The sequence below is a fragment of the Bacteroidota bacterium genome (assembly GCA_035506275.1).
In the GTDB taxonomy this organism is placed as follows: domain Bacteria; phylum Bacteroidota; class Ignavibacteria; order UBA10030; family UBA8401; genus JAGVPT01.
In genome coordinates, this window is sequence record DATJPT010000018.1 from 80,498 (window position 1) to 98,329 (window position 17,832).

General features: G+C 54.1%; 15 protein-coding genes and 5 tRNA genes. 16 read left to right on the forward strand and 4 right to left on the reverse strand.

The genetic code is table 11. The features are described from left to right. Positions 1–113 precede the first annotated feature (113 nt). The 4 genes from VMF88_12865 to VMF88_12880 all read right to left on the reverse strand — a co-directional run bounded on the left by VMF88_12865 (position 114) and on the right by VMF88_12880 (position 3,430). The gene (locus tag VMF88_12865) at positions 114–491 is read right to left on the reverse strand and encodes a GxxExxY protein (GenBank protein HTY11951.1); all 378 of its coding nucleotides are present in this window, start codon (positions 489–491) and stop codon (positions 114–116) included. Between the two features lie 215 nt (positions 492–706). After that, positions 707–2,392, reverse strand: coding sequence for a urocanate hydratase (hutU, locus tag VMF88_12870; protein HTY11952.1), 1,686 nt, complete (start codon positions 2,390–2,392; stop codon positions 707–709). 33 nt (positions 2,393–2,425) lie between these two features. Beyond that, positions 2,426–2,908, reverse strand: a complete 483-nt coding sequence (locus VMF88_12875; protein HTY11953.1) for an adenosine-specific kinase — start codon at positions 2,906–2,908, stop codon at positions 2,426–2,428. A 321-nt stretch (positions 2,909–3,229) separates the two neighbouring features. Next, positions 3,230–3,430, reverse strand: coding sequence for a cold-shock protein (locus VMF88_12880; GenBank protein ID HTY11954.1), 201 nt, complete (start codon positions 3,428–3,430; stop codon positions 3,230–3,232). 624 nt (positions 3,431–4,054) lie between these two features. On the opposite strand from VMF88_12880, the gene VMF88_12885 reads away from it, so the two are divergent. From VMF88_12885 to rpsG, 16 genes are all read left to right on the forward strand, one after another. Further along, positions 4,055–4,127, forward strand: a tRNA-Thr gene (locus VMF88_12885). 11 nt (positions 4,128–4,138) lie between these two features. Next, positions 4,139–4,224: transfer RNA gene (locus tag VMF88_12890), tRNA-Tyr, on the forward strand. A gap of 414 nt (positions 4,225–4,638) precedes the next feature. Continuing rightward, positions 4,639–4,711: transfer RNA gene (locus VMF88_12895), tRNA-Gly, on the forward strand. A 92-nt stretch (positions 4,712–4,803) separates the two neighbouring features. Further along, a tRNA-Thr gene (locus tag VMF88_12900) sits at positions 4,804–4,876 on the forward strand. Positions 4,877–4,966: 90 nt separating this feature from the next. Further along, positions 4,967–5,116: a 50S ribosomal protein L33 gene (rpmG, locus tag VMF88_12905; GenBank protein ID HTY11955.1), complete on the forward strand. Its 150-nt coding sequence runs from the start codon at positions 4,967–4,969 to the stop codon at positions 5,114–5,116. Positions 5,117–5,135: 19 nt separating this feature from the next. Next, positions 5,136–5,208: transfer RNA gene (locus VMF88_12910), tRNA-Trp, on the forward strand. 46 nt (positions 5,209–5,254) lie between these two features. Beyond that, positions 5,255–5,437, forward strand: coding sequence for a preprotein translocase subunit SecE (gene secE, locus VMF88_12915; protein HTY11956.1), 183 nt, complete (start codon positions 5,255–5,257; stop codon positions 5,435–5,437). Positions 5,438–5,442: 5 nt separating this feature from the next. Next, positions 5,443–5,991 (forward strand): transcription termination/antitermination protein NusG, encoded by a 549-nt coding sequence (gene nusG, locus VMF88_12920; GenBank protein HTY11957.1) that lies wholly within the window; start codon positions 5,443–5,445, stop codon positions 5,989–5,991. Positions 5,992–6,022: 31 nt separating this feature from the next. After that, positions 6,023–6,448, forward strand: coding sequence for a 50S ribosomal protein L11 (rplK, locus tag VMF88_12925; GenBank protein HTY11958.1), 426 nt, complete (start codon positions 6,023–6,025; stop codon positions 6,446–6,448). Between the two features lie 64 nt (positions 6,449–6,512). Then, positions 6,513–7,205, forward strand: coding sequence for a 50S ribosomal protein L1 (gene rplA / locus VMF88_12930; protein HTY11959.1), 693 nt, complete (start codon positions 6,513–6,515; stop codon positions 7,203–7,205). Positions 7,206–7,331: 126 nt separating this feature from the next. Further along, positions 7,332–7,853: a 50S ribosomal protein L10 gene (gene rplJ / locus VMF88_12935; protein HTY11960.1), complete on the forward strand. Its 522-nt coding sequence runs from the start codon at positions 7,332–7,334 to the stop codon at positions 7,851–7,853. A gap of 49 nt (positions 7,854–7,902) precedes the next feature. Then, a complete protein-coding gene (gene rplL, locus VMF88_12940) occupies positions 7,903–8,277 on the forward strand; it encodes a 50S ribosomal protein L7/L12 (protein HTY11961.1) in 375 nt (124 codons plus the stop codon). Between the two features lie 331 nt (positions 8,278–8,608). Beyond that, the gene (gene rpoB, locus VMF88_12945; GenBank protein HTY11962.1) at positions 8,609–12,400 is read left to right on the forward strand and encodes a DNA-directed RNA polymerase subunit beta; all 3,792 of its coding nucleotides are present in this window, start codon (positions 8,609–8,611) and stop codon (positions 12,398–12,400) included. An 81-nt stretch (positions 12,401–12,481) separates the two neighbouring features. Then, on the forward strand, positions 12,482–16,783 hold the full coding sequence (gene rpoC / locus VMF88_12950; protein HTY11963.1) for a DNA-directed RNA polymerase subunit beta': 4,302 nt from the start codon (positions 12,482–12,484) through the stop codon (positions 16,781–16,783). A 132-nt stretch (positions 16,784–16,915) separates the two neighbouring features. After that, positions 16,916–17,287: a 30S ribosomal protein S12 gene (gene rpsL / locus VMF88_12955; protein ID HTY11964.1), complete on the forward strand. Its 372-nt coding sequence runs from the start codon at positions 16,916–16,918 to the stop codon at positions 17,285–17,287. Positions 17,288–17,293: 6 nt separating this feature from the next. Continuing rightward, positions 17,294–17,761, forward strand: coding sequence for a 30S ribosomal protein S7 (gene rpsG / locus VMF88_12960; protein HTY11965.1), 468 nt, complete (start codon positions 17,294–17,296; stop codon positions 17,759–17,761). The last annotated feature ends 71 nt before the right edge of the window (positions 17,762–17,832 follow it).

Here is a 17,832-nt window from a genome sequence, read left to right on the forward strand (position 1 = left end):
CTTTCCACGAAGGTCACGAAGGCGCACTAATTTTTACCTTCGTGTTTGCTTTCCACGAAGGTCACGAAGGCGCACTGATTTTTACCTTCGTGTTTCTTCGTGTCCTTCGTGGATCATTTTATATACCGTTTCCATTCCAATTTTCCAACACTTCCAAAGTTAATGAGAAGACCGACTCGTAAACCTGTAGCCTTGAGATAATTTAATATTTGCGATTCTTCTCTCCCTGTGAGTTCATCCAACGCCTTCAGTTCAACAATGATCTTGCCATAGCAAATGAAATCTGCAACATACTGCTTTTGTAAGATCAACTCCTTATAGCGGATGCATAAGTTTTTTTGAGGCTCAAACGGGATTTGCCTTTGTCTCATTTCAATTTCGATTGCTTCCTGGTAGACCGCTTCAAGAAAACCATGTCCCAGCTCCTTATGGACTTCGATCGCCGCCCCGATAATTTCAAAGACCTCTGCCTTGTATAGTAGTTCAGCCATATTCCCCCCGAAGCATAGATAAACTATTATTTGTCTTCGTGCCCCTTCGTGTCCTTCGTGGATTGGTATCCTTTGCAGTTCAAAACAGGGAGGCGCGGATATTTGACGAATGAAAGATCGGTCCTGCTTTTTTCACACATGTGAAACGTGCTTTGCCGTTCGTTCTTCACAAGCGTGTGGAAGCGGCATGTTTCGCACAACCCGATCGTCATGGCTCAGGAATTGGCTGCGGGCATCATCGGGATTTTCACGTGCCACTTTCCGGCGTTTTCGCGGGCGCGTTCGTATCCGGCGTCCGCATGACGGACGATTCCCATTCCCGGGTCGTACGTCAGAACGCGCTGCAGTCTGACCTCGGCCTCTTTTGTACCGTCCGCGACAACGACCATTCCGGCATGGATCGAATTCCCGATGCCGACTCCGCCGCCGTGATGTACGCTCACCCAGCTTGCTCCGCCGACCGCGTTCAGCAGCGCATTAAGGATCGGCCAGTCGGCGATGGCATCGCTTCCGTCCTTCATTTTTTCCGTCTCGCGATTCGGCGAAGCTACTGAGCCGCAGTCGAGGTGATCTCGTCCGATGACGATAGGCGCGCTCACTTCGCCGCGGGCAACGAGGTCGTTGAAGATCTTTCCCATCGCGGCCCGTTCTCCGTACCCGAGCCAGCATATCCGGGCGGGGAGTCCCTGAAAGGCGATTTGCTTCCGGGCTTGTTCGATCCAATTGCACAACGGTTTGTTGCCTGGAAATGTTTCCATCACGGCCCGGTCGGTACGAAAAATATCTTCCGGATCCCCCGACAACGCCGCCCAACGGAACGGCCCCTTGCCGTCGCAAAATAACGGACGAATATATTCCGGGACAAAACCGGGAATATCGAACGCTTTCTTGACACCGTACGCCAGCGCTTCGCCACGGATATTATTTCCGTAGTCGAAGACAACCACCCCTTTTTGCCGAAGCTTCAGCATCGCGCGGACATGTTCGGCGATCGACGCCTGTGCAAGCGCGATATATCTCTTTGGATTCGATCTCCGAAGCCCCAGCGCTTTATCGTAAGAAATTCCTGCCGGAACATAACCGTTCAGCGTATCATGGGCGGAAGTCTGGTCCGTAACCACATCCGGAAGAAATTTCCCTGCGGCGATCATCGGAATGATCTCCGCGGCGTTTCCCAGAAGTGCTACCGAAAGGGGCTGCTTCTTCGCTTTTGCTTCGCGGATCATTACCATCGCTTCGTCGAAATCTTCCGTCATTCTATCCACGTAACGTGTGCGGAGCCTCTTTTCGATCCGGCTGCGGTCAACTTCCACGACAAGGCATGCCGCGCCATTCATCGTGGCTGCGAGCGGCTGTGCGCCCCCCATCCCGCCGAGACCTGCGGTGAGCAAAAATCTTCCTGCGAGCGTTCCGCCGAAGTGCTGAGACGCGCACGCGGCGAACGTCTCATAGGTCCCTTGTAGAATTCCCTGCGTGCCGATGTAAATCCAGCTCCCGGCGGTCATCTGCCCGTACATCGTCAGGCCGAGTCCTTCGAGTCTCCGGAATTCGTCCCACGTCGCCCACTTCGGGACGAGCATTGCGTTGGAGATAAGAACGCGCGGTGCGTTCTCATGCGTACGGAAGATTCCAACCGGCTTACCCGATTGAACGAGAAGCGTCTCATCGCTGTCGAGATTTTTCAAACTCTCGACGATCGCATCGAAGCATTTCCAGTTGCGTGCGGCTTTTCCCGTTCCGCCGTAGACGATCAGTTCGTCCGGTTTCTCCGCAACGGCGGGGTCAAGGTTGTTCATCAGCATTCGAAGCGCTGCTTCCTGGATCCAACCTTTACAGGAGCGCTGCGTGCCATGCGGGGCGGTGATGGTACGCCCGGTGGTTGTTTGAGGAGGAGTTTTCATCGCCGAAACGCGTTGTCGTGGGGAAAAAATACGTTACAGCTTGTATCCGATCTTGCGCAGGAATTCTTTTCTTCCTTTAATGTCCGTTTCGGTCTCGATGCCTTTTGTTCTTACGCCGTCGATGACTCCCATAATGCCGCGGCCTTGTTCCGTATCGGCGATGATCACCTCAACCTGGTTTGCCGTGGCACAGTAGATGTTGCAGACCTCGGGAATGTTCTTGACGATGTTGAGGATGTTGACCGGGAATCCGTTCTCCATGAAGAGGATGAAGCAATGGCCACATGCGAGGGCCATAGCGTTCTTCTGCGCAAGGGTAATGAGCGCAGGGTCGTTTCCCGACCATCGTACCAATGCCGGCCCCGACGATTCGCAAAATCCGACCCCGAATTTTATCTGTGAATTTGTCTGAACGATGGCTTCATGAATATCTTCCACCGTTTTGATGAAATGCGATTGGCCCAAAATGAAATTCGTCGCTTCGGGTTTTTCTATCGTAATGGTTTTGATTTCCATAGGTTTCTCCAAACGAATTCGATCTCCTTCTGGAACTGCAGGCTGATAATATTGGCTCTCCGCGGCTAAACCGGGCGTGTCCCAGCTATGTCTATATATGTATTGTCGCTTGTTCAGATATTACGTTTCCCCGGCGACAGGAACTTCGCCGGATGAACAGTTCCCAGCCCAAAGGTAGAACTATTTAGAGCGAATTTCAATAATCAACCGCCAGGTTTGCGGGAAGGAGGATGCTGGAAAGAAGGGAAAGGTGTGGCGGGCAATAAAACGAAAAACCCCGTTCTTTCGGACGGGGTTTTTCGAACAGATTGCTAGCAAACGTTAAACCTTAGTAACATTGGCTGCCTGTAAGCCTTTCGGTCCTTTCTCGACGTCGAACTGAACTTTGTCTCCTTCGTTCAGTGTCTTATAGCCTTCGCCGATGATCGCTTTATAGTGCACAAAAACGTCTTCGCCGGATTCACGCTGAATAAAGCCGAAACCCTTTGCACTATTGAACCACTTCACTGTTCCTTTCTCCATGGAACAATTCCTTTCTGTAAAGATTTTTCAAAAAAACCTGTCCGAAATACTTTCGGACAAGCGTACGACCGGGTTTTGTTGCCTCTATAACGCAAAATCGCAGAAGTTGCAATCAGCTACTTGCTCAAAATTTGCCTACTCTGCGATTCTATTTGTTTGCCGATCTTGTCAGTGACCGGGGAGGTTCTTTTGAAAGACCTGGTTAGCAAAACAATACTCCGAGTGAACCCCGGAAGGCATTACAAGCGCAAAAAACGGTGTACTGTTGTTTGCGCTGGCAAAATAGGTTGTTTTTATTTTAGACGCAAGCATTTTTTTTATGACCAGAGGACGGGGGGTGTGAATGCCCCTTTGTTTGCAGGGGTATTCCCTAGGAGGGGGATTTTGTGCCCTGGGGCACGGGACCGCGTTTGCCAGATTTTGTCAGATTCCTGCCAAAAAAGAAAAATAGGTCGAAATATTATTGACTTTATTGCAAAATCTCTTATATTATGTGACTCTACCGGCAAAGCAAAAAGGCGTTACGCCTTTTAGAATTGGGCATTCATAAGACGATTTTTACCGCTGTTTCTTCTTTTCCCGCTTAATTCATTTATACAGCAGTGTAGATCCTTGTGCATTTTTGCTGGCGTAGCTCAGTTGGTAGAGCAGCTGATTTGTAATCAGCAGGTCGCGGGTTCGAATCCCATCGCCAGCTCACGGGTATAAGGGTAGGTAGCGAAGTGGTTAAACGCATCAGACTGTAAATCTGACGGCTCACGCCTTCGGAGGTTCGAATCCTTCCCTACCCACCAACCTGCGAAAAAGATCTCAGGCTGGTCGAGAGATGAAAGAAATTTTTTTTCGAGTTCGTGAGTTGGAAGAAGTCACTCAGTCGCAAAGGGATCACTTCGGGATTGGTCGCGGGCTCGAAGGAAAATTGAGAGGATGAGAATTCAATCGCGGGAGTAACTCAGTTGGTAGAGTCATCCCCCGAGAAGGGGGATTGGTCGCGGGCTCGAAAGAAAATTGAGAGGATGAGAATTCAATCGCGGGAGTAACTCAGTTAGTAGAGTCATCCCCCAAAAAGGGGGATTGGTCGCGGGCTCGAAGGAAAATTGAGAGGATGAGAATTCAATCGCGGGAGTAACTCAGTTGGTAGAGTCATCCCCCGAGAAGGGGGATTGGTCGCGGGCTTGAAAGAAAATTGAGAGGATGAGAATTCAATCGCGGGAGTAACTCAGTTGGTAGAGTCACAGCCTTCCAAGCTGTTGGTCGCGGGTTCGAGTCCCGTCTCCCGCTCAGAATGAGTTGTGAGGGATTGCACGTAAAAAGTGTCCGTGCGTTGTTGAAGTGCTCAGTCGGACAAAAATATTCAGGGTGCTGAGTTTGATGCTTGCGTAGCTCAGTTGGTAGAGCACTTCCTTGGTAAGGAAGAGGTCATCGGTTCAATCCCGATCGCAAGCTCGAAAGAAAAGGGAAGAGGTCGTCACGTCAACGGCGGACCTCGTGCTTGGAAGAAGAACACTATAAGAACATCATGCTGCGGAGCGTACGGTGAGAGACATCATAACTTTGGAATGCACGGTTTGCAAGAACAGGAATTATTCCACGACGAAGAATAAGAAAAAGCAGACCGGCCGGGTCGAATACAAAAAATATTGTCGTTTTTGCGCAAAGCATACTCCGCATAAAGAGACGAAGTAATTGCGTCGCCGAATACCCTACGTGTGTAGCTCAATTGGTAGAGTAGCGGTCTCCAAAACCGTTGGTTGGGGGTTCGAGTCCCTCCACACGTGCGAAGGTTGTGCAGATGGTTCACTTACATTCAAACGAGCCTGAACGATGAAAGAGAAGATAATCGGTTTTTTTACGGACGTCTATAAAGAAATGAGCAAAGTGACGTGGCCCAAACGGAATGAACTTCAGGATTCGACGGTGCTTGTCCTCGTCGTGTGTCTGATCATCGCGGCCTTCGTCTACCTTGTTGACACTATCGTGAGCCAGGCGCTCAAAGGAATTTTCTAAACCCTATGGTAGAAACAGCGGTCGATAGAAAGTGGTATGTTGTCCGGACGTATTCGGGACACGAGAACAAAGTGAAAGCCTATCTTGAGAGCGAGGTCGCGCAGGCGGGGCTTCAGGAGAAGATCGCCAAGGTCCTCGTCCCGTCTGAAAAGGTCTTTGAAGTGAAGGATGGAAAAAAGAAAAGCAAGACGAAGAATTTTTTCCCCGGATACATTCTTGTCGAAGCCTTCCTGGACGAAAAGACGAAGTACATCATCCTCAATACGCCGTCCGTGATGAGTTTTGTCGGCTCGAAAGAAAAGCCGGTACCCCTGCAGCCGGACGAAGTGCGGCGCCTGATCGGAAAGATCGAACAGAAAGGGGACGTCGAGCAGATCGAGGTTCCGTTCCATATCGGCGAACCGGTGAAAGTGATCAGCGGCCCGTTCAATAATTTTTCGGGGTTTGTCCAGGAAGTGAATGAAGAACGAATGAAGCTGAAAGTCATGGTCAGTATTTTCGGAAGGAAGACTCCCGTCGAGCTTGACTTCAGCCAGGTTGAAATCGAAAAATAACTGTTGAATCTATTCTGAAAGAGCGTTTCGTATGGCAAAGAAAGTAGTAGGTTTCGTAAAGCTTCAAATTCCGGCCGGACAAGCCAACCCCGCACCGCCGGTCGGTCCCGCCCTCGGTCAAAAAGGCGTGAACATCATGGAGTTCTGCAAGCAATTCAACGCAAAAACGCAGGACAAAATGGGGCTTATCATCCCGGTCATCATCACCGTCTATTCGGATAAATCGTTCACCTTCATCACAAAAACTCCTCCGGCCGCAGTGCTGCTCATTAAAGCCGCCAAGGTCGAAAAGGGTTCCGGTGAGCCGAATCGCGTGAAAGTAGGGAAAGTGACCCGCGCCCAGGTCAAAGAGATCGCGGAGATGAAGATGCCGGACCTCAACGCCGCCAGCCTCAATGCCGCCATGAGCATGGTGGAAGGAACTGCAAAAAGCTTAGGAATCACCGTCGAAGGTTAATTTATTCACGTGGGAGTCCCGCCACGGGCTGGACGCTTGCACCACTATATATAGAGGATGTCCTATGAAACACGGAAAACGCTTCAAAGCAGGCCTCGCCAAAGTCGATCTAAAAAAATTCTATACTGTAGAAGACGCCGTCGCCATCGTTAAAGAGGCAGCCACGGCAAAATTCAACGAATCGGTCGATATCGCCGTTCGTCTCGGCGTCGATCCCAAGAAAGCAGACCAGGCTATTCGCGGAACCGTCTCGCTTCCCCACGGCATCGGCAAGGAAGTCCGGGTGCTCGTGATGGCGAAGCCGCCCAAAGATGCCGAAGCCAAAGCGGCTGGCGCCGACCATGCCGGACTGCAAGAGTATGTTGAAAAAATTCAAGGGGGATGGGCGGACATCGACGTCATTATCGCCGCTCCGGACGTAATGGTGGAGGTCGGCAAGCTCGGAAAGATTCTCGGTCCCCGCGGCCTCATGCCGAACCCGAAGAGCGGCACCGTGACCGCAGACGTGGCAACGGCTGTCAAAGAGGTGAAAGCCGGAAAGATCGAGTTCCGCGTGGACAAGGCCGGGGTTGTGCATGCCACCGTCGGCAAAGCGAACTTTGAAAAAGAGAAATTGGCCGAGAACGTAAAGGCTTTTCTTGCGACCATCGGCCGGCTGAAACCCGCCAGCGCCAAAGGGCAGTATGTCAAGAGCATTGCAGTCTCATCCACGATGGGCCCCGGCGTTCACATTGACCGCGGCGTCGTCCAGGCATAGAGTTTTTCAGGGATTCTTTACAAAGAATATTACGCACTCACTTAATTCATTTTTTTGCGGGTGATGCCTCCGCGCAAGCGGGGGGCTTCTCATCGCCTGTAAGAAGTTCAAGAGTAAAAACGAACTATGAAAAGATCAGAGAAAGAGGAGATCATTGCCGAAGTGCGGGAGAAGATCTCCCGGGCGAAAGGGATGTTCTTCACCGATTTCACCGGCATCACCGTGGAGCAGGCGACAGAGCTCCGCAGCGAATTCCGCAAGTCGGGCATCGACTACAAGGTCGTGAAGAATACGCTTGCCCGGAAAGCACTCGAAAGCGTGACAGGGTACGATGCGGTGTACAAGAACCTTGCCGGCCCGACCGGCATCGCGTTCAGCTACAACGACCCCGTAACACCGGCAAAGATCATCAAGAAGTTCCACGACAAGAACGAAAAGCTTTCCTGCAAAGCTTGCGTTATCGACCGTCAGGTGTTCGACGGGTCAAAGCTCGATGAATTGTCGAGGCTCCCGTCGCGCAACGAGATCGTCGCAAGCATTCTTGGTTCTCTTCAGGCTCCGGCCTCCGGCATCGTCGGCGCGATCAACGCCGTGATGAGGGACCTCGTCGGAGTGATCGATGCGATCGAGAAAAAGAAAGCAGCCTAGTTGTTGTCGGTTCATATGAAATCTAATTTACTTTAAGGAGAACAGCACAATGTCAGCAGTAGCAGAATTAGTTGAAAAGATCGAAAAACTCACCCTGCTTGAAGCAGCCGAATTGAAAAAAGCGCTCGAAGAAAAATTCGGCGTCACGGCGGCAGCCCCGGTCATGATGGCCGGACCCGCGGCAGCAGCGGCCGCCCCGGCGGCTGAAGCACAGACGGAATTTACCGTTGTGCTGAAGGAAGCGGGCGCGCAGAAGATCAACGTCATCAAAGTCGTCCGCGCGGCAACCGGACTCGGCTTGAAAGAGGCGAAGGACCTCGTTGACGGCGCGCCGAAAAGCGTGAAAGAAGGAGTCAACAAGGACGACGCAGAAAAGTTGAAGAAGGAGCTCGAAGAAGCAGGCGCAAAGGTTGAACTGAAGTAACGGCGCCGGGAACGAGCTCTTTTTGAACTTTTTCTGAAAGGTCCGTGTTACGTGTACAGATTCTTGACTCGATGTTAACAACTGGACAAGCCGATGGCATCCGCCGAAGGGCGGAACACGCTATCGGCTTGTTCAGTCTCATCGAGCGTGAGGCGGATTGAAGCGAAAGGTTCAGCGGAAGCCGAAAAGAAGCGGTGTGAGTCGAGTTCACCCTCAAAAAGTTTTGTTCTCCTCGATGAACATTGCGAGCTTTTCCTTCCCCGTGGAATTACGATTTCTCAGAATATTGTCTAACAACTAAAGGGTCGCACGACCCGAAGGAGCGGTTGCATTGAAAAACCAATCCAATGGATCAAACGGTCAGGACAACGGCCGGGTGTCTTTCGCAAAAATCCCCACTGTTGTCGAGTATCCCGATCTGCTGAACGTCCAGATGGAATCGTTCGAACATTTTCTGCAGGAGCACATCCCGCCGCACAAGCGGAAGAATAAGGGGCTGCAGCAAGTGTTCATGATGAATTTCCCAATCAGCGACACGCGCGAGAATTACCTTCTCGAGTTCATGGAATACTACGTCGAGAAGCCGAAGTACTCGATGCGCGAATGCCAGGAACGCGGGCTGACGTACGCCGTTCCGTTGAAGGCGAAACTCCGTCTTTCGTCGAAAGCCGAAAACGGCAAGGACTTTTCGGACACGATCGAAGAGGTGGTCTACCTCGGCAACCTGCCGTACATGACGGACCGGGGAACGTTCATCATCAACGGCGCGGAGCGCGTCATTGTCAGCCAGCTCCACCGGTCGCCAGGCGTCTTCTTCGGCGAATCGGTCCATCCGAACGGCACGCCGATCTTCTCCGCGCGCATCATCCCGTTCCGCGGATCGTGGGTCGAGTTCACGACGGACATCAACAACGTCATGTACGCCTACATCGACCGGAAGAAAAAATTCCCCGTCACAACGCTCCTTCGCGCCCTCGGCTATTCCTCGGACGACGAGATCCTGGAGCTGTTCGGCCTTGTAGAAGAAGTCAAGGTTGCCGACATCGACCTGAAGCAGTATCTCGGCCGCATCATCTGCGGCGATATTGTCGACCGGAAGACCGGCGAGATCATCATCAACAAGGATGCGACGCTCAGCGAGGACATGATCAAGAAGATCAAGAAGGCGGAAGTGAAGAAGATCCGCTTCTTGAAATCCGAAGAGACCGCGGAGCGTTCGGTCATCGCCAACACCATCCAGAAGGACAGCGTCCACAGCGAAGAGGACGCGCTCGAAGCGATCTACCGTCAGCTCCGTTCGGGCGACGCGCCGGATCTCGACACCGCGAAGAACCTCATCGACAAATTATTTTTCAACCCGAAGCGCTACGACCTCGGCGACGTCGGTCGCCACCGGCTCAATTCCAAATTGAAGCTGGACATTCCTCTTACGACGACGACGCTGACGAAGGACGACATCATTGCGATCATCAAATACTTACTCGACCTGCAGCAGGGCAAAACGTCCGTCGACGACATCGACCACCTGGGCAACCGCCGCGTAAGGACGGTCGGCGAACAGATCGCCGCGCAGTTCAACGTCGGCCTTTCGAGAATGTGCCGCACCGTCCGCGAGCGGATGAACATCCGCGACCAGGAAGCGTTCACGCCCGCCGACCTCGTCAACGCACGGACGATCACCAGCGTCATCAACGCATTTTTCGGAACGAACCAGCTCTCGCAGTACATGGACCAGACGAATCCGCTGGCGGAGCTGACGAACAAGCGCCGTATGTCGGCGCTCGGTCCGGGCGGCTTGACGCGCGAGCGCGCCGGCTTCGAAGTGCGCGACGTGCACTACACGCACTACGGACGGCTGTGCCCGATCGAAACCCCCGAAGGTCCGAACATCGGATTGATCTCCTCGCTCTGCATGCACGCACGCGTGAACGAGTTCGGCTTCATCGAGACGCCGTATCGTCCGGTGCGGAAGGGAAAAGTTTCGGAGTCCGAGATCGAATACCTCAACGCCGAGCAGGAGGACGAGTACATCATCGCCCAGGCGAACGTGCCCCTCGATGAACGCAACAGGTTCAAGACCGACCGCGTGACGTCGCGCCATCGGGGCGATTTCGTCGTCCATCCGCCCGATGACATCCAGTACATGGACGTTGCGCCGACACAGATCGTCAGCGCTGCGGCTGCGCTCATTCCCTTCCTCGAGCACGACGATGCGAACCGCGCTCTGATGGGGTCGAACATGCAGCGCCAGTCGGTTCCGCTTCTCCGTCCCGCGGCGCCGATCGTCGGGACCGGGCTCGAAGAAATGGTCGCCCGCGATTCCCGCACCTGCGTCATCGCTGAACGGGCCGGGGTCGTCGAGAACGTCTCCGGCGACAAGATCACGGTCGTCTACGACATCGACGAGACGAACACCGAGGCCCTGGTCAGTTTCGAGGACAAGCGCCGCGTGGAATATTATCTGACAAAATTTTTCAGGACGAACCAGGATACCTGCATCAACCAGAAAGCGATCGTCGTCCCCGGCCAGCGCTTCAAGAAAGGCGAAGTGCTCGCCGACGGCTGCGCGACCGACCGGGGCGAGCTCGCATTGGGCCGCAACGTGCTGGTGGCGTTCATGCCGTGGCGCGGGTACAATTTCGAGGACGCCATCATCATGAACGAACGGATCGTGTCGGAGGACGTGTACACGTCGATCCACATCGAAGAGTTCGAGCTCCAGGTACGCGACACCAAGCGCGGCGAGGAAGAGCTGACGCGTGAAATTCCGAACGTCAGCGAAGAAGCAACGAAGGACCTCGACGAGAACGGCATCATCCGCGTCGGCGCCGAAGTGAAGGAAGGCGACATCCTCATCGGCAAGATCACGCCGAAAGGGGAGACCGACCCGACCCCGGAAGAGAAGCTCCTGAAGGCGATCTTCGGCGAGAAGGCCGGCGACGTCAAGGATGCGTCGTTGAAAGCCCCCCCGGGAATGAAGGGCATTGTCATCGAGACGAAGCTCTTCAGCCGCAAGAAGAAAGATGCGGAAACGAAGAAGGACGACAAAAAACACCTCGACCTTCTCGAGAAGCAGCGCCGCAAGGATATCAAGGACCACTACGAAAAGTTAGGACGAAAGCTCGACCTTTTGCTGAACGAAGAGAAGTCGATCGGCGTGCGCGACAAGGACGGCAACGTCGTCTTCCGCAGCGGCACGCAGTTCAAGGAAGGGACATTCTCGTCGTACGACAACCTCGAGAAGCTCGACTACTCGCAGGATTGGGTGGACGACAAGCGAAAAAACAACTTGCTCGTCCGCGTCTTTGAAAATTATTTCGATACGCTCAACCATATCGAAGAAGCGTACAAACACGAGAAGAATAAGATCATGCTGGGCGACGAACTTCCTCCGGGAATCGTTCAGCTCGCCAAGGTCTATGTCGCGAAGAAGAGAAAACTGTCGGTCGGCGATAAGATGGCCGGGCGACACGGCAACAAAGGCGTCGTGGCGGCGATCGTCCCGCGGGAAGACATGCCGTTCATGCCGGACGGGACACCGGTGGACATCGTATTGAATCCGCTCGGCGTGCCGTCGCGTATGAATCTCGGCCAGCTGTTCGAGACCGCGCTCGGCTGGGCGGGTGAAGCGCTCGGCGTGAAATTTTCCACCCCGATCTTCGACGGCGCAAGCTGGGAAGACGTGCAGGAGCAGCTGAAGAAAGCGAACCTCCACCCCGAATCCCGCAGCGTGCTGTTCGATGGAAGAACGGGGGAGCGGTTCGACCAGGAGGTCACTGTCGGGTTCATCTATATGATGAAGCTCTCCCATCTTGTCGACGACAAGATCCATGCGCGCTCGATCGGACCATACTCCCTCATTACGCAGCAGCCCCTCGGCGGCAAAGCGCAGTTCGGAGGACAGCGGTTCGGAGAGATGGAAGTTTGGGCGCTGCAGGGGTACGGCGCGTCGCACGTGCTGCAGGAAATTCTTACCGTCAAATCTGACGACGTTGTCGGCCGCGCGAAGGTCTACGAGGCGATCGTCAAAGGAGACAACCTGCCGGAGGCGAATATTCCGGAATCGTTTAATGTGTTGATTCGCGAACTGCAAGGGCTGGGACTCGAGATGAAGATCGAGTAAGCGAAAGGACGGTTGGACAGGCGGCGCGCTACGGTAGCGATGCCGCCGTTCGTTGAACACTTCATAATTGGAGATTGGCGTATGCCTTACACACAACACGATACAAACGTTAAAAGAAATTTTACAAAGATTACCGTGAGCCTCGCCTCTTCGGACGCAATTTTGCAGCGCTCCTACGGCGAAGTGACCAAGCCCGAAACGATCAACTACCGCTCATTCCGCCCGGAGAAAGACGGGTTGTTCTGCGAAAAGATCTTCGGGCCGGTGCGCGATTGGGAATGCCATTGCGGAAAATATAAACGTATCCGCTATAAAGGCATCATCTGCGACCGTTGCGGCGTTGAAGTGACGCAGAAGAGCGTCCGGCGCGAGCGGATGGGACACATCAGCCTTGCGGTGCCGATCGTTCACATCTGGCACTTCCGGTCGCTGCCGAGCAAGATCGGCTACGTGCTCGGTCTCAGCAACAAGGACCTCGAGCGCATCATCTATTATGAGTCATACGTCGTTGTCAATCCCGGTACGACGGGTCTGCAGAAGCAGGACCTGATCACCGAAGACCAGTATTTCGAGATCCTTTCGTCGCTTCCGGAAAAAAATCAGGACCTCGAGGACGACGACGCGAAGAAATTCATCGCGAAGATCGGCGGCGAAGCGGTGAGAGACCTTCTGAAGCGCGTCGACATCGAGACATTGTCGGCGGAACTCCGCATGCAGGTGAAAGAAGAGACTTCGACGCAGAAGAAAACCGAGGCGCTGAAGCGTCTTCGCGTCATCGAATCGTTCCGCGAGATCGAAGGAGGTACGCCCAACAAACCCGAGTGGATGGTGCTGAACGTGATCCCGGTGATCCCGCCGGAGCTTCGGCCGCTTGTTCCCCTCGAAGGGGGACGGTTCGCGACGTCCGACCTGAACGATCTCTACCGGCGCGTCATCATCCGGAACAACCGTTTGAAGAGGCTGATCGACATCAAAGCTCCGGAGGTCATTCTTCGCAACGAGAAGCGCATGCTGCAGGAAGCGGTCGACTCGCTGTTCGACAACTCGCGTCGTGTCAATGCGGTGCGCAGCGACAACAACCGTGCGCTGAAATCCCTCTCCGACATGCTGAAGGGAAAGCAGGGGCGATTCCGCCAGAACCTGCTCGGCAAACGCGTTGACTACTCGGGACGCTCGGTGATCGTCGTCGGCCCGGAATTGCAATTGCATCAATGCGGTCTCCCGAAAGACATGGCGGTCGAATTGTTCAAGCCGTTCATCATCCGCAAGCTTATCGAGCGCGGCATGGCGAAGACGGTGAAGAGCGCCAAGAAAATGGTCGACCGGAAGGGGCAGGAAATCTGGGAGATCCTCGAGAACATCATCGACGGACACCCGGTGCTGTTGAATCGTGCTCCGACGCTTCACAGGCTCGGCATCCAGGCCTTCCAGCCGGTGCTTGTCGAAGGAAAAGCGCTGCGTATTCATCCGATGGTCTGCACGGCGTTCAACGCCGACTTCGACGGCGACCAGATGGCGGTGCACATCCCGCTGTCCTACGACGCGCAGCTGGAAGCGCGTGTCCTCATGCTTTCGAGCCACAACATTCTGTCGCCCGCAAGCGGCGCGCCGATCGTGACGCCGACGCAGGATCAGGTGCTCGGCTGCTACTATCTGACGAAATCGAGAGCCGGTGATGTCGGTGAAGGGAAGATCTTCTCATCGCCGGAAGAGGTGATCATCGCCCATAACGAAAACAAAGTATCGCTCCATGCGCGCATCAAAGTCCGCATCGGAGGGAAGCTCATCGAAACGACGACCGGCCGAGTTCTCTTCAGCAGGATCGTGCCGAGCGAGATCGGCTTCGTGAACGAGCTTCTGAACAAGAAACGTCTGGTGCAGATCATCGCGACGGCATTCCGCAAATGCGGAAACCTCCGCACAGCCCAGTTCCTCGACGAGCTCAAAACCCTCGGGTTCTTGTATGCCACGAAGGGCGGGCTCTCTGTGAGCGTTGCCGACGTCGCGATCCCGAAAGAGAAAGAGGAGATGATCAACAAGTCGCTGAAGGACGTCGATTCGGTCGAGCGGCAGTATCAGAACGGGTTCATCACCAACGGCGAGCGGTATAATAAAGTGATCGACATCTGGACCCGCACGACGAGCAGGGTTGCGGAGAAACTATTCGATTCGCTCCAGCATTCGCGCGAAGGCTTCAACTCGCTCTATATGATGATCGATTCGGGCGCGCGCGGTTCGAAAGAACAAGTGCGCCAGCTGGCGGGTATGAGAGGGTTGATGGCGAAACCGCAGAAATCCCTCTCCGGCGCGACGGGCGAGCTGATCGAGAATCCGATCATTGCGAATTTCCGTGAAGGCCTCTCCATTCTTGAATATTTTATCTCGACGCACGGCGCCCGAAAAGGTCTCGCCGACACGGCGTTAAAGACCGCCGATGCAGGGTACCTGACCCGGCGCCTTGTCGACGTTGCTCAGGACGGGATCGTGTCGATCGAGGATTGCGGAGCGATCCGAGGCGTTCTCACCGGCGCGCTGAAAGAAGGGGAGGACGTGAAGGAACCGCTGTCGGAAAGAATTCTCGGCAGGGTGGCTGTCCACGATGTTGTCGATCCGCTGACGGAAAAAGTCATCGTGAAGTCGGGCAATATCATCGATGAAGACATCGCGCAGGCGATCTCGGAAACGTCGATCGAGCAGGTGGAGATCCGCTCGGTCCTCACGTGCGAAGCAAAGCGCGGCGTGTGCGCGAAATGCTACGGCAGAAATCTCACCACCGCCAAGCTTGTGGAAGTCGGAGAAACGGTCGGCACCGTGGCCGCCCAGTCGATCGGAGAACCGGGGACGCAGCTGACCCTCCGGACATTCCATACCGGCGGCACGGCGAGCTTGATCGCGGCACAATCGCAGATCGTTTCGAAGTTCGACGGCCATGTCAAGTACGAAGGGTTGAAGTCGATCACCGTGAAGACCGAGGAAGGCTCGAAGATCCTCTCGCTCGGCCGAAGCGGCGTCGTCAATGTTCTCGACGACGACAACCGCGTGCTGACGAAGTACGATATTCCGTACGGCGCCGTCCTTCAGATGAAAGACGGGTCAAAGGTCACAAAAGGCGAGCTGATCTACGAATGGGATCCGTACAACGCCGTCATCATCTCCGAGCATTCCGGCATCATCAAGTATCAGGACCTGAAGGAAGATGCGACGTACCGCGAAGAGCCGGACGAGCAGACCGGCCACATCCAGAAAGTGGTCATCGATTCGCGCGACCGAACGCTCAGTCCTTCCATCCTCGTTACGAACAAAGGAGGCGCGAAAGTCGCCAACTATATCATCCCGACGCGCGCGCATATGATGGTTGACGACGGCGAAGAGATCGCCGCGGGAACCGTCCTCGTAAAGATCCCGCGCGACAGCGGCAAGACGCGCGACATTACAGGAGGTCTGCCGAGAGTGACGGAGCTTTTCGAAGCGCGTTCGCCAGCCGACCCGGCGATCGTCAGCGAGATCGACGGCATCGTCCGGTTCGGCGGACAAAAGCGGGGATCCCGCGAGGTGATCGTGGAGAGCCACGACAAGCAGGATCAGAAGACGTATCTTATTCCGCACGGCAAGCACATTCTCGTGCAGGAGAACGATGTCATCCGCGCCGGCGAGCGCATCTCCGACGGCGCGATCGACCCGCACGACATCCTCCGCATCAAAGGGACGAGCGCGGTGCAGGAATACCTTGTCAATGAGATCCAGGAAGTCTACCGCATGCAGGGGGTGAAGATCAACGACAAGCATATCGAGACGATCGTCCGCCAAATGATGCAGAAGGTGCGCATCAGCGACTCCGGCGACACCCGTTTCCTTGAAGGAGACTACGTCGACAAAGTGCGTTTCGCCGAAGAGAATGAGCGGCTTCAAGGAATGGTCTACATCGAGAACAAGGGAGATACCAAGTTCAAGAATATGACCGTGATGGAGAAGAAGAAGGCGAAAGAGGCGAACACCGAGATCAAGAAGAAAGGGAAGAAGGTCGCGGAGTTCAGAGATGCCGAGCCGGCGATGTCCGAGCCGATCCTTCTCGGTATCACCGCAGCGTCTCTCTCGACCGACAGTTTCATTGCCGCGGCTGCGTTCCAGGAAACGACCAAAGTGCTGACGGACGCCGCGATCGAGGGAAAGGTCGACTACCTTCTCGGCTTGAAGGAAAACGTCATCATGGGACATCTCATACCCGCAGGAACAGGGCTGAAGAAATTCCGCGATGTTCTTGTGGCTTCCAAGGAGACCCCGGCGGCCGTAGAAAAGCCCGTTGAAGAGCCGGAAGCGGCAACCGAGGAAGAGGAAGTCGTGGTTGTCAAGAAGACCCGGAAGAGAACCAAGACCGTCGCATAACGAAGCCGAGGCTGTTTCTGCGGTTGGAAGCAATTTACCGCAGAAACAGCTTGACTTATTTTTCACATTTTTGTATATTGTTAGGCTAATTTTTTATTCGATGCATTGTCACGGTTATTCCGGAGCAAAGTTTTGCCAACGATAAATCAGTTAGTCCGATCAGGCCGCAGAAGCATTCTTTTCAAAAGCAAAGCGCCCGCCCTTGCAGGGAATCCCCAAAAGCGGGGTGTCTGTACACGAGTCTATACCACGACCCCCAAGAAACCTAATTCGGCGCTGCGCAAAGTCGCACGTGTTCGGCTGACCAACGGCATCGAAGTCACTGCGTATATTCCGGGCGAAGGGCATAATCTGCAGGAACACTCAATTGTTATGATTCGCGGCGGCAGAGTAAAGGACCTGCCGGGAGTCAGGTATCACATCATTCGAGGAACGCTCGATACAGCTGGAGTGAACGAGCGAAAACAAGGAAGGTCAAAGTACGGCGCCAAGCGCCCGAAGTAATCGCCTATGAGAAAGAAAAGAGCAGATAAAAGGCCGATCCTCAGCGATCCGAAATTTAATGATCCACTGGTAGCCCGTTTCATCAACAACATTATGAAGCAGGGGAAAAAGAACCTTGCTCAATCGATTTTTTATGATGCACTTCAAGTAATAGGTGATCGTACCAAGTCCAACGCTATTGATGTTTTCAAAAAAGCAGTGAACAATGTTGCCCCCGTGATCGAAGTCCGAGCACGGCGCGTTGGAGGGGCAACCTATCAAGTCCCTACAGAAGTTCGTCCCGAACGGCGAACCGCTCTTGCCATCCGCTGGCTTATCAACTATTCGAAAGAACGTTCGGATAAAGCAATGTCGTTAAAGCTTGCTTCGGAGTTCATGGCGGCTGCGAACGGCGAAGGAAATGCCGTAAAGAAGAAAGAAGATACGCACCGCATGGCCGAGGCAAACAAGGCTTTTGCGCATTTCAAGTGGTAACATAATGCGGTAACCCGCGTTGCACGTTGAACCTGTCGTTGAAGTACTGTCTGCAGTTGAGGAGTTTGGAG